Below are 12940 nucleotides of genomic sequence, written 5' to 3'. Positions count from 1 at the left end.
CGGCTAGCCCAACACCGGCACGGCGGCAAGCAGATCGCGCGCCGCCTTCTCGTCGGCATCGCGGTTGCCGCTGCTTAGCCGGTGAGCGACCACTGGCACCCACACCGCCTGAATATCCTCGGGCAAGACGTGGTCACGACCCTCGAGCAGCGCCCAGCCCCGGCTGGCCTGGAGCAGTGCCAGCACGCCGCGGGTGGATAGCCCCCAGGGCAGATCGCGATGACTGCGGCTGGCCGCCGCCAGTGCCTGCACATAATCGAGCAATGGCTCGGCGACATGCAGGCTTGCCAGGCGTGCCTGCATGTCTTGCAGGGTCATGGCATCGAGCAATACCGGCAGGTCGACGAGGCGTGCGCGCCCGGCTTCGCCGCGCAGAATTTCGCGCTCGGCCTGGCGCTCGGGGTAGCCAAGCGACAGGCGCATCAGGAAACGATCGAGCTGGGACTCGGGCAGTGGGAAGGTGCCGGCCTGATCCTGAGGGTTCTGGGTAGCGATCACGAAGAACGGATCCGGCAGCGCTCGCGTCTCGCCCTCGACCGTCACCTGTCCTTCCTCCATGGCTTCGAGCAGCGCGCTCTGGGTCTTGGGCGTGGCACGGTTCACCTCGTCGGCCAGCACCAGGCCATGAAAGACCGGCCCGGGATGGAAATGAAAGCGCCCCTGCCCCGGATCGAACACCGAGACGCCAAGCACGTCGGCGGGTAGCAGGTCGCTGGTGAACTGCAACCGCTGCATATCGAGTCCGGTCACCCGGGCCAGCGCCTGGGCCAGGGTGGTCTTGCCAAGTCCTGGCAGATCCTCGATCAACAGATGGCCGCGACACAGCAGGCAGCACAGCGCTAGCCGCACCTCCCGCGGCTTGCCGCGCACCACCGTCGACAGCGCTGCCATGACGTCATTGACGCTTGCGTGACGCTGCGCGAGCTGGTTCATGCCGCCTCCTCGAGCCAGCCACCCGCATGCAGCATGCCCAGCGCGCAGCGGGTATCCGGCGTGGCGGTATCCAGGGCCAGCGCCTGCTTGAGCGGCATCCAGCGCACCGAATCGACTTCCTCGGGCTGCAGGCAGAGCGGCCCATCGTAATCGACCAGATAGACACTGCCGTAGATATGGTTACCGCCTTCTGAATAGCGAAAACCGCCACAGGTGCTGAGCGGCTGGCCACGAATACCAAGTTCTTCGGCGAGTTCGCGGCGGGCGGCCAGATGTACCGCTTCGCCGGCGCCGACCACGCCACCGGCGGCCAGGTCATCACCGCCGGGGAAAACCTCCTTGATCAGGGTGCGACGCTGTACGCAGATTTCTCCCCTGGCGTTGCGGACCACGATGTAGGTGGCCCGGTGCCAGAAGTGGAAGCGACGCATCAGCGCCCGGGGTGCACTGCCACAGGGGCGATTGCGGGCATCGACCAACTGGATGTGTTCATCGGCGATCACCGGCGCCGGCAGTGTGAAATCATCGGCGGTCATCGGGCTCTCCCTATCGGATCAGCCTTTTAGCCTAACCAGTCCACCGGGCCGGGGCCAGCCTGGCGACGTTTGACCGATCACCGCTCGCTGACCATGCTCAAAAGACCAAGAGGTTGAGTCCTATCGTCAGCGCCTGCCTCGAGATGCCGCCTGGAGCCCACCGCCATGGCCGATAGCGCCCCCCGCCAACACCTCGCCACTCATGAGGTCGTCAACCAGCCGCCGCCGCTCGAGGACGAGGACTGGCTGGCCGACGACACGCCGCTGCGCGAAGCGCTGGCGCGTGAGGCCCCCGCCTGGGTCACCGATCGACTCGCCGTGCTAGGCCGGGCGGTGGGCAGCCGGCGGCTGCAGGCGCTGGGCGAGGCAGCCAATCAGCACCCGCCGCGCCTGCGGCTCTTCGATCGGCACGGGCGGCGGCTGGACGAGGTCGAGTACCACCCTGCCTACCATGCGCTGATGCACGAAGCCTTCGACCACGGCTGGCATGCGGTAGCCTGGCAGGAGGAAGGCCGCGGTGGCCATCAGGCGCACGTTGCCGCGCTCTATCTGCTGACTCAGGCCGAACCCGGCATCTGCTGCCCGCTGACCATGACCCATGCCGCCATGCCGGTGCTGGCGAAGGATGATCGGATACTGGACCATTGGGGCTCGCGGCTGCTGACCTGGGACTATGACCCACGAGCGTTGCCACGCGATGACAAGTCAGCGGTGACGCTGGGCATGGCAATGACCGAGAAACAAGGTGGCAGCGACGTGCGGGCCAACACCACCCGAGCCCAGGCCGACGGTGAGGGCGCTTGGCTGACCGGCCACAAGTGGTTCTGCAGCGCGCCGATGTCGGATGCCTTCCTGACACTGGCGCAGACGCCAGATGGCCTCGGCTGCTTCCTGGTGCCGCGCTTCCAGCCCGACGGCAGCCGCAACCCCATCGAGATTCAGCGTCTCAAGGACAAGTGCGGCAATCGTGCCAACGCCTCCGCCGAGATCGAGTACCGTCACGCCTGGGCGCAGCCCATCGGCTCACCGGGCCGCGGCATCGCCACCATTCTCGATATGGTCCAGCAAACACGACTCGACGCTGCCGTGGCCCCGGTGGGCATGATGCGACAGGCCCTACGCGAAGCATGGCGCTTCGCTTGCCACCGCCACGCCTTTGGCCGGCCGCTCGCCGAGCAGCCGCTGATGCGGATGGTGATCGCCGACCTGGCGCTGGAAGTCGAGGCCGGTGTGACGCTGAGTCTGCGCGCCGCCCGTGCCTTCGATGGCGAAGCCAGCGGCAGCGACCACGAGCGAGCCCTGGCACGACTGCTGCCGACGCTTGCCAAGTACTGGCACAACAAGCGCGGGCCCGGCTTCATGGCCGAGGCCATGGAATGCCTGGGCGGCATCGGCTACGTGGAAGAAACACCGTTGGCACGGCTATACCGAGAGGCGCCGGTGAACTCGATCTGGGAGGGGTCAGGCAACGTCATCTGCCTGGATGTGCTGCGGGTGATGGCGCGCCATCCGGAGAGCATCGAGGCGCTGACAAGCGAGCTCAGGGCGGCGCACGGCCAGCAGGCCGACCTCGACCGTGCCCTGGCCGAACTCGACCAAGCACTGACGCAGCCCAGCGAGACCCTGACGCTGCGCGCACGCTGGTTGACCCAGCGCATGGCCCAGGCCCTGCAGGCCACGCTGCTGCTGCGCTTCGCCCCGGCGGCAGTGGCCGATACCTTCTGCCGAACGCGGCTCGGCGAAGCGCCGAGCCCGGCCTACGGTGTACTGCCGGTGGAGGCGCCCTTGGCCGCTATCCTCGAGCGAATCACGCCCTGAGCGCCACGAAGGAAGCGCCTGCTGCCGCCAAGCTGTGTACACCACGCCGTCGCCGAATAAAGAGCCGTGCCTCGATCAGGGTGCGTTATTAGCGGGCTTGACGTTACGCGGCATCCAGAACTGATAGGCCTGGGGCTCGGTGGGGTCGGATGTCGCGGGCTGACAGCTGCCCAGACTCGCGATCAGCGCAAGCAGACCCTCGATCGGCATGGGCCTCGCCAACGCATAGCCTTGGGCATGGGTGCAGCCAAAACGTGCCAACTGCGTCAGGCTCTCCAGCGTCTCGACGCCCTCGGCCACCACCCGGATACCAAGCCGCTGCCCGAGCAAGGCCACGGCTTCGACAATGGCCGCATCCTCGGGATTGTCATTGAGGTGGCGCACGAAACCGCGATCGATCTTCACTTCACTGATCGGCAGCAGCTGGAGGCGTGCCAGAGACGAGAAACCAACACCGAAGTCGTCGACCGACAGCTCCATGCCAAGCAGATGCAGCCGAGCCGCCACCTCGCTGCTCAACAGCTCATCATGCATGGCATCGTTTTCGGTGATTTCCAGCACCAGCGACAGCCGACACCCCAGCGACTGCTGCAGTTCGTCCATCAGCGGGACAAGATCATCATGGAGTAGCTCGTTGGGAGAGATATTGATCGACACCGACAGCTGGTGATCTGCTACCCGCCAGAGCTGTGAATCGCGAGCGACCTGCGCCACGATCTGGCGAGTCATCAGCCGCGTCTGCTCCAGGGTCATCAACTTCAGGAAGTGGCTCGGCCAAATCAGCCCACACACGGGGTGCTGCCAGCGCACCAGAGCCTCGACGCCGCTGAGGGCCTGAGAGGCCAGATCGAACTGGGGCTGATAATGAACCACCAGCTCCTGCTCTTTCAGAGCGCGAACGATCTCCCCGCGGCCCCATTCTTGATTGCGCTCATCGGCGGTGTCGCCCTGTGACGGCATCCGCAGTCCATCAAGGCTGTCATGCAGGGCACTCAGTTCATACGGTTTGCTCAACGAATCCAGCATGGCCAGGCCAAGAGTATGGCCCATCCGTTCAGCGATCCGCATTACCTTGGGGTCCACGGCGCTGAGCAGCATCACCGAACCTTGATAGCCGACGTCCGCGAGATAGCGCAGGGTATCGATTCCTTCGACCCCGTCGATTTCCAGATCGAGGATCACTAACCGCGGCCTAAGACAGGTGAGGCATGCCCGCAAGTCGGCAGGCTGGTGGTGAGTCTCGAGCCCCAAGGTACGCAACAGGTGAGTCAGGTCGGCCAAAACACCTGGGTCCTTGTCGACGACGACGGCCAGTGGCGCAGTATCCAGAGGCATCAGAGCTCTCACACGATTGAGTTGTCGCTCGGCCAACGTGGCCTAGCCACTCACTTATACACCCAACTGATCCGGCCAACTAAGCGATTAACGTATAAATGTCTGCGCTATCCGAATAGCACCCGAATGGCCAACCCCAACAGGATCACCCCGGTTACACGATTGAGCCAGTGAGCCCGAGCCTGAAGCCAGGGCAGCACGGCGGAATGCGATAGCGCCACGGCCACCAGCACGTACCAGCCGCCGTCGATGACCATCGCCGTGGCGACGATCAACGCCTTGGCCGCCGCGCTCATGTCAGGGCTGACGAACTGGCTAAGCAGCGCGACGAAGAACAGGATCAGCTTGGGGTTGCCAAGCGCCACCAGCATCCCGTCACGGGCGGCCTGCACTTGAGTCGTGGCCACGCCACTGGCCTGCAGCGCTGATGCCTGGCCGGCCCGCAGCGCTTTCACACCAAGCCAGGCGAGATAGGCGGCACCGGCCCAGGTAATCACCTGGAACAGTAGCGGGTGGCGGGCAATCAAGGCTCCCAGGCCCCAGACGGTCAACAGCGCATAGAGCCCTACGCCCATTGCGTGCGCAAGCGCCGCTGCCACTCCCGGCAGGCGACCACCGCCCAAGGTATGACGTAACACCAGCGCGAGACTAGGCCCAGGCGACATGGCCCCAATGGCACAGACTGCCGCAAGCGACAGCCACAGGGTGAACGGCATGAATATCTCCTTATTTCATGGCTTGCTGGCACTAAGTTCTCGCCGCCCTCCTTGGCCATGCTCTTTCCAGGCAAACATACTCTTTCCAGGTAAACATGCCCTATCCAGGCCAACTTGCCCTGCCAGGAGGAAGATAGCCAAGGGTGTGATAGCGAAACACTATCATAGGCGCCGGCCGCCCCCCGGCCAAGCCGACCTTCGATGCAGCATGCGGGGCGCCTTTTTGCTGCGAATCAGGCACCGAAAACGAAGGCCGACTGCACGCTGCCCATTACCTCGTCCTCAAATACCTTCTTGCCGGGAGCTTCACCGCCGGCCCCAGCCACCACAAACAGCGGCAGCAGATGCTCCTCTTCCGGATGGGAGGCACGCGCGCTGGGTGCTGACGCCCAGTCCATAAGACGCGAAGAGCGGGCCGAGCCGGCAAGCGCCACGGTCTCGCCAAGCCAGGTATCGAAGGCGCGGGAATCCGGATCGACGACCGCACCGCCACGCCTCAATCGCGCCATGTTGTGATAGCTCATGCCGCTGCCGATGATGAGCACGCCCTGTTCGCGCAGCGGGGCCAAGGCACGCCCCAGGGCCAGATGCTCGGCGGGGTCTAGCCCCTTCTTCAGCGATAGCTGAACCACCGGCACCTCGGCCTCCGGGAACGCCAGCTTGAGCGGGATGAAGACGCCATGGTCGAGCCCGCGCTGATCGTCTTCGCTGGAAGCAAGCCCGGCCTCGGCCAGCCGCTCACGCACCTCGGCGGCAAGCTCAGGGTCACCCGTCGCCGGCCAGCTCAGCCGGTAGGTGTGATCGGGAAAACCGTAGTAATCGAAATAAAGCGATGGCGACGCCTGGGTATTGACGGTGAAAGTGTCAGCTTGCCAGTGCGCGGAGATCACCAAGATTGCGCGAGGCTTCACCTCTAGCGTGTCGGTCAAGCCGCTCAACCAGGCGGCCATACGATCCCACAGCCCAGCCGGCTGCCAGTCCATGAAGAAGCAAGGCCCGGCGCCATGGGGCAGAAACACTGTCGGCAAGGAAGTGGAAGCAGCGGGATGGGACATGGTCGAACCTCCGAGACTCAAGGGCGGCAACATCGCCGCCAGCCGGCTTTTTCAAGCCGGCGCTAGGGCTAAGGGTGAAGTTCAAGATAAGGGGTCACTCAGGATGATGGCTTAGATCTTGAGGCCAAGCTTGGCATCAAGTGAGAAGCGATCACCGCCGCGCAGGAAGATGCCCAAGGCTACCAACCCCCACATCAGCGGATACTCGAGGCCCCCGTTGGTCCAGAAGAAGCCGTTGGGAATGTGCACGCTCAGCGCGACGCCCATCAGCACCATCACGCCAAGTGCCGCTGGGCGTGTCAGCAGGCCAAGCACCAAGGCTAGACCACCGAAGAACTCGACCAGACCCGCCATCAGCGCAAACAGCACGCCGGGTGTCATACCGAGGCTGTCGGCGAAGAATTGGCCGGTCGCTTCGAGACCATAGCCGCCAAACCAGCCAAACAGCTTCTGGGCGCCGTGAGGCATCAGCAGCAAGCCCGCGGTCACGCGAATCAACGGATAGGACAGCACCGACAGGCGCTGGAAGATCGCCGGGCCGGGAGTGACAGTGGATGCGGCGGTATCGATGTTCTGGTTCATGAGCGTGTCCTCGAATCGTCTGTGGTCGCAGCGCCTGTGGTTTGCAACGTCTGAAGTTGCGATGCGACAGCTAGTGGATCGCAACAGGCGCTTGCGTCCTGTGGATGGAAGACAGCATATTGGGGTTTCCGATTTTCCGGGAGATGGCGGAATGGCAACGCATGGTTGATGAATTGGAAACCCCGAACAGTGTCACGCTGGGCGGCGCCCTGGAGGACATCCGCGCGTTCTGTGCCGTGGTGGAGTTCGGCTCCATCTCCGCGGCGGCTCGGGAGCTCGATGAAACCAAAGGCGGCGTCAGTCGACGCATTTCACGACTGGAGGGTCGCCTCGGCGCAGCGCTTCTGGCCCGCACCCCGCGGGCGGTCTCGGCTACCGAGGAGGGGCTCTTGTTCCATGCCAAGGCCCGGGAGGCGCTGCAACTGTTGGGAGATGCCACCGAAAGCGCCCGTTCCTCGCGTTCGGTGCCCGAAGGCAACCTGCGGGTCACCGCACCGGTCGATATGGGCATCGACCTGTTGCCGGCCTTGGTAGTGGCCTTCCAGGAGCGCCACCCGCAGATACGCATCGAACTCTTGATGACCGATACGCCGCTGGATCTGGCCGCCAACCGCATCGACCTAGCGCTGCGCGCCAGCACCGATGACCTGCCCGACATGAACTACCGTGCCTCTGGCATCGCCGACTTCCACATGCGGCTCTATGCGTCCCCCGACTACCTGGAAAAGCACGGCACACCGGCAGACCCTGGCGACCTGCAGCATCACGCGCTGGCGATTCGTCGCGGCCTAGAGGGACCCACGCCATTGGTGCTCACCGACCGGCGCGGCAAGCGAAGCGAGATCAAGGTTCCGCCTCGCCTGCGTACGACAGACTATGCCAGCCTCGCCCGACTGCTGGCTGCGGGTGGAGGGATCGGCGTGCTGCCAGACCTGATCATTCAGCCTCTCGTCGATGAGCACAAGCTAGTGCCCGTCCTGCCGGACCATAGCGTCGCGCAGGCAAGGCTCTATGCCATCACGCTGTCAGGGCTCCAGGCCCCGGCGAGGGTCCGCGTATTTCGCGAATTTCTGCGCCAGGCACTCAACGGCTGAGGCCAACTCGACACAGGCCAAACAGCAAGCCCGGTCTGTCGCTTCAGGACAGAGTCTCGGCATGAGCATCGCACCAGGCCAGGTAGTCACCCGCTGGCAAGGCTCCCGTATAGAGGAACCCCTGCGCCTGATCACAGCCAAGCTCGCGTAGAATATCTGCCTGCCCTTGCGTCTCCACCCCTTCGGCAGTGACCGTTAAGCCCAGTGCATGCCCCATTTCAATCATGCAGGTCATCAATTTGCGGGTACGAGAGTTCGTTTCCAACTGAGCCACAAAAGTACGGTCGATTTTGAGTCCCGTAATCGGCAGGTGCTGAAGGTATTCAAAAGAGGCAAACCCCGTTCCGAAGTCATCAATGCTCACCCCGATCCCCGCATCACGAATGCGCTGGATGGCACGACGTGCCGCCGCCAGATCACCGATCAAGGCGGTCTCGGTAATTTCCACCTCCAACCACTCCGTGGTCAAACCAGTTTGCTCGACCAACTCGATCAGCAAGTCGACCAAGTCGTCATCATAGAGATTGTGCACAGACAGGTTAATGCTGATGACACCCCAGCCAGCATGCCGACGGGCAAAGCTTGCCGCCTCACGAGCCACGAAATGAGTAACGGGATTGATCAGCGAGGTACTTTCCACTTTGGGCATGAACTGGCCGGGGGGAATAAGAGTGCCATCGGCCTGCGGCCAGCGGATCAGGCCTTCGCTGCCACATACCCGATCGTCGGCCAAACGGATTTTGGGCTGGTAGTGCAACGAAAACTCTCTTTCTTGGAGAGCACTGCGCACGCGGGCAATTAATTGCAGGCTATCGAGGGAGTGACGCTCGAGTCGAGGAGAGAAATGCTTGTGAGCGCTGCCTTCCTGAATGGCCGTGAACAAAGCAATACGGGCCTCACGGACAAGGTTTCCCTGCGTGACACTATCCCCTTGCCGCAGACTACTGCCGACCTCCAATTGCATGCGCACAGGCACTTGCTGAATCAGGTAGCTTTCTTCGCCGACATCCAGCAGCTTCAAAGCGATCCGCTCGATATCACTCAGGTCGATATCGTGGAGTATCAGTGCCAGTTCATCATGATTGACCCGATAGGCGAACGGCTTCCCACATACCACACCTTTCAAGCGCTCGCTCAGCGAGAGCACCAGTTCATCGGCGGCATCCAGGCCCATGGCATCAATGACGTCAGTGATATCGGTGATCCGTACCAGCATCAACCCGGTCGTCGCACCTCGTGTGGCGGGCAGATCAAGGTGGCGTCCCAAGTCTTCATTGAGCGCAACCTGATTGGCGAGCCCTGATAGCGGGTCGGTACGCGCCATGGTTCTATGGCGGCGTGCCGACCGACGTCTCAGCAGGAAAAGCCACCCCGAAACTCCCCCCAGCAACAGGTATTGTGCTATGCGAATCAGATAGTTGGCCGTACTCTGCTCGATATTAAGCGAAGCATCCTGGGGCATGAAGGCCATCAGAATGCCGGCGGCAAGCGCCACGCACAGCCCGCCGGCCAACGCATACCAGAAGGCACCTATCAGGACCGGCGCCAACATCAGATAAGGGTATGCGTAGGCCGTTCCTCCCGTGGCATAGACGATCCAGGTGCCCATGAGCAACAACAGAACCAGACTGCCGCATCGCTTGAGATGGGGTAAGGCACACAGTGTAAGCGTGCGCCGTCTGCGGTCTGTTGTTGTCGGAACATCGAATGACCTCATTGCCTGCAGTCCTCATGTACCCCAAAAGAGCTACAAGGGTATACAAAGACGCCAACCCCAGCAGGCTTAATAGTCGCTTGATACCAACGCTTTCCCAGAAAAGTCGCTGATGAGGCAAGCGCGGGTAAGGGTGTATTGCCCCTTCCCGCGGTCTGCTTGTGTCTCGCTTGCTGCGTAAACTGGCCCGACACCGGAACGGTGGCGGAGCTGGCGATCAGAAGGCTTCCCACTCTTCTTCGTTATGTGCCAATGACTTGGCTTTAGCGGGTGCCGCTGCATGTGAAGATGCGCTAGAGGTGGAGGGCAACGAAGGCGCCCTTTCCTCAGCACGCTGAAACGGTTGGGCACCGTCGTCACCCAGCACGAAGGAATTGAGCAGCCGCTGCAGTTGCTCGGCCTGATCGCGCATCTGGCTGGCAGTAGTGGTCGACTCCTGAACCATGGCCGCATTCTGCTGGGTCATGGTATCCATTTCGGTGACGGCCGTATTGACCTGACCGATTCCGGTGCTCTGCTCCTTGGCGCCGGCCGTGATCTCACCGATCACATCCGTCACCTTGGCCACGCTTTCGGCAATCTCCTGCATGGTGGCACCCGCATTACGCACCAGCTCAGCGCCCGACTTGGTGTGCTCAGCGGAGGTATCGATCAAGGCGCGAATTTCCTTCGATGCGTCACTGGAGCGACTCGCCAAGGTGCGCACTTCCTCGGCCACCACGGCGAAGCCACGCCCGTGCTCACCGGCACGGGCGGCTTCTACCGAGGCATTGAGGGCCAGGATATTGGTCTGGAAGGCGATCGAATCGATCATGGTGACGATGTCACTGACCTTGCTGGACGAGTCGTGAATATCCGACATGGTGCGCTCGACATCCTGCATGGCGGACTCGCCGCGGCGCGCCACTTCGCCGGTGCTCAGCACCAGCTGATTGGCCTGTTGAGCGGACTGAGCGCTGTGATCCACGGTGGAGGTGATTTCCTCCATCGAGGCCGAGGTCTGCTGCAGGTTGGCGGCCGCCTGCTCGGTGCGGGTGGCCAGTTCCTGGCTGCCCTGCTCCATTTGCGTCGCGGCATCACGCACGTGATTGGTGCTGTTGCGCACTTCACGCAGGGTGTCCTGCATGCGCGAGACGAAGAGATTAAAGCCCTCGGCCAGTTGGCCGACCTCGTCGTGAGTCGAGACGTTCAGGCGCTGGGTCAGATCGCCCTTGCCGCTAGCGATGTTGCCCATCGTCTGGGCCGCAGAGCGGATCGGCTTGAGGGTACGCTTGACCAACCAGCTTGCCAGCAACGCAACACCCAGCAGTAGCGCCAGTGCCGTCAGCAGCGAACTGATGATCGAGTCACGCAGGTTGTCGCTGGCGGTCGCGCGAGCCTCGGCCATGGCTTCGTCGATATCAACCGCATAGACGCCGGTGCCCAGCATCCAGCCCCATTTATCCAGCCCTATAGAATAGGAGTATTTGTCTTCTTCTTGCCCGGTTTCGGGGTGAGGCCAGGGATACTCATGGAAGCCTCCTCCGGCCTTGGCATTCTCGATCAGTGACCGAATCATGTAGTCACCGTCGGGGCTCTGCAAGCCAATCAGGTTCTTGCCCTCAAGGTCGCGATTGATATGGGCAACGGTGGTGCCATCGTAACGAAACACGAAGATATAACCTCCGTCACCGAAACGAATCGACCGCAGAATCTCCGCCGCCCGGGCTTTAGCGTCTTCATCGTTGGGGCCAGCATTATCGTAGATAGGCGCAATGGCGCTCTTGGCCGCCATCACCACGTCTTTCACTGTCGCTTGCCGACTTTGCAACAGTTCTTCGCGTTGATGCGCCAAGTTTTCCCTGGAAGACTGGACGCTTTGATAGCTCTTCATCCCTACCAGGATGGCGGTTATCAACAATAGTGGCACTAGTACCAATGCCATGGTCTTGGTCTGCAGATTCCACCAGCTTAGCGTTGCTTTATTTTTTTCCATAAGAGCGCATCCACCTCGATCTGCAAAAAGTCCGTTTATTGTCTATCGGCATGTCTCTGCAAAATTTGAGCAAAGCTCGACCAAAGGAGTAGTAAACACCCATCATTCCCATAGGCGAAAAAGGGAGGAGTTCAACCATAAAGACAGCTCCCTGAGGCAGGTCCGCGAGCATTCTTATTTATTAGAAATACCTAACAATAAGAACAGAAAAAGCCAGCTGACCTCTCGGCCAACTGGCTTTGCCATCTCCAACCTCTCGAGCCTTTACTATCGCCTATCAGCTAGGCCATACGATCAAAAGGCTTCCCACTCCTCCTCGGCATGGGCCGCCGACTTGCTGCGAGCGGGCGCCTGTTGACGCGATGCTGGGCTCGACGCTGAGGGCAGCGCAGGCGCTGTTGGCTCATCGTACTGGTGAGACGAGGCGTCATCGCTACCCAGCACGAAGGAATTGAGCAAGCGTTGCAGTTGCTCGGCCTGATCGCGCATCTGGCTGGCAGTAGTGGTCGACTCCTGAACCATGGCCGCATTCTGCTGGGTCATGGTGTCCATTTCGGTAACCGCCGTATTGACCTGGCCGATTCCGGTGCTCTGCTCCTTGGCGCCGGCCGTGATCTCACCGATCACATCCGTCACCTTGGCCACGCTTTCGGCAATCTCCTGCATGGTGGCACCCGCATTACGCACCAGCTCAGCGCCCGACTTGGTGTGCTCAGCGGAGGTATCGATCAAGGCGCGAATTTCCTTCGATGCGTCACTGGAGCGACTCGCCAAGGTGCGCACTTCCTCGGCCACCACGGCGAAGCCACGCCCGTGCTCACCGGCACGGGCGGCTTCTACCGAGGCATTGAGGGCCAGGATATTGGTCTGGAAGGCGATCGAATCGATCATGGTGACGATGTCACTGACCTTGCTGGACGAGTCGTGAATATCCGACATGGTGCGCTCGACATCCTGCATGGCGGACTCGCCGCGGCGCGCCACTTCGCCGGTGCTCAGCACCAGCTGATTGGCCTGTTGAGCGGACTGAGCGCTGTGATCCACGGTGGAGGTGATTTCCTCCATCGAGGCCGAGGTCTGCTGCAGGTTGGCGGCCGCCTGCTCGGTGCGGGTGGCCAGTTCCTGGCTGCCCTGCTCCATTTGCGTCGCGGCATCACGCACGTGATTGGTGCTGTTGCGCAC

At 62.1% G+C, this 12940-nt stretch carries 11 protein-coding genes; 2 read left to right on the top strand and 9 right to left on the bottom strand.

Annotation, left to right across the window (positions count from 1 at the left end; translation table 11 throughout):
• Positions 1 to 3 precede the first annotated feature (3 nt).
• The gene (locus HUS66_RS08145) at positions 4 to 933 is read right to left on the bottom strand and encodes an AAA family ATPase (RefSeq protein ID WP_175070419.1); all 930 of its coding nucleotides are present in this window, start codon (positions 931 to 933) and stop codon (positions 4 to 6) included.
• Positions 930 to 1469 (bottom strand): NUDIX hydrolase, encoded by a 540-nt coding sequence (locus tag HUS66_RS08140; protein WP_175070418.1) that lies wholly within the window; start codon positions 1467 to 1469, stop codon positions 930 to 932. The genes HUS66_RS08145 and HUS66_RS08140 overlap by 4 nt, the downstream gene beginning before the upstream one ends.
• Before the next feature lie 165 nt (positions 1470 to 1634).
• Between HUS66_RS08140 and HUS66_RS08135 the strand changes: the two genes are divergently transcribed.
• Positions 1635 to 3287, top strand: a complete 1653-nt coding sequence (locus HUS66_RS08135; protein WP_175070417.1) for an acyl-CoA dehydrogenase family protein — start codon at positions 1635 to 1637, stop codon at positions 3285 to 3287.
• Between the two features lie 75 nt (positions 3288 to 3362).
• On the opposite strand, the gene HUS66_RS08130 is transcribed toward HUS66_RS08135, so the two are convergent.
• From HUS66_RS08130 to HUS66_RS08115, 4 genes are all read right to left on the bottom strand, one after another.
• The gene (locus HUS66_RS08130) at positions 3363 to 4622 is read right to left on the bottom strand and encodes an EAL domain-containing response regulator (protein WP_175070416.1); all 1260 of its coding nucleotides are present in this window, start codon (positions 4620 to 4622) and stop codon (positions 3363 to 3365) included.
• 107 nt (positions 4623 to 4729) lie between these two features.
• Positions 4730 to 5338, bottom strand: coding sequence for a LysE family translocator (locus tag HUS66_RS08125; protein ID WP_175070415.1), 609 nt, complete (start codon positions 5336 to 5338; stop codon positions 4730 to 4732).
• A 233-nt stretch (positions 5339 to 5571) separates the two neighbouring features.
• Positions 5572 to 6393 carry a DODA-type extradiol aromatic ring-opening family dioxygenase gene (locus tag HUS66_RS08120; protein ID WP_175070414.1) on the bottom strand — a complete coding sequence of 274 codons (822 nt, stop codon included), beginning with the start codon at positions 6391 to 6393 and terminating at the stop codon, positions 5572 to 5574.
• Between the two features lie 111 nt (positions 6394 to 6504).
• Entirely contained in the window at positions 6505 to 6975 is a 471-nt protein-coding gene (locus HUS66_RS08115) for a DoxX family protein (RefSeq protein WP_175070413.1), read from the bottom strand.
• Positions 6976 to 7136: 161 nt separating this feature from the next.
• Here HUS66_RS08115 and HUS66_RS08110 point away from each other — a divergent pair, with 161 nt between their 5' ends.
• Complete coding sequence (locus tag HUS66_RS08110; protein WP_175070412.1) at positions 7137 to 8069, top strand: LysR family transcriptional regulator; 933 nt, start codon at positions 7137 to 7139, stop codon at positions 8067 to 8069.
• Between the two features lie 43 nt (positions 8070 to 8112).
• On the opposite strand, the gene HUS66_RS08105 is transcribed toward HUS66_RS08110, so the two are convergent.
• The 3 genes from HUS66_RS08105 to HUS66_RS08095 form a co-directional block, all read right to left on the bottom strand.
• Positions 8113 to 9678: a putative bifunctional diguanylate cyclase/phosphodiesterase gene (locus HUS66_RS08105; protein WP_175070411.1), complete on the bottom strand. Its 1566-nt coding sequence runs from the start codon at positions 9676 to 9678 to the stop codon at positions 8113 to 8115.
• A 322-nt stretch (positions 9679 to 10000) separates the two neighbouring features.
• A complete protein-coding gene (locus HUS66_RS08100) occupies positions 10001 to 11758 on the bottom strand; it encodes a methyl-accepting chemotaxis protein (RefSeq protein ID WP_175070410.1) in 1758 nt (585 codons plus the stop codon).
• 294 nt (positions 11759 to 12052) lie between these two features.
• On the bottom strand, positions 12053 to 12940 hold an 888-nt coding region (locus tag HUS66_RS08095), incomplete at its 5' end, for a methyl-accepting chemotaxis protein (RefSeq protein WP_254628750.1).

The organism is Onishia taeanensis (assembly GCF_013349955.1).
GTDB lineage: Bacteria > Pseudomonadota > Gammaproteobacteria > Pseudomonadales > Halomonadaceae > Onishia > Onishia taeanensis_B.
The sequence above is the reverse complement of the archived record's forward strand: the minus strand, read 5'-3'. Positions and strand labels throughout refer to the sequence as shown.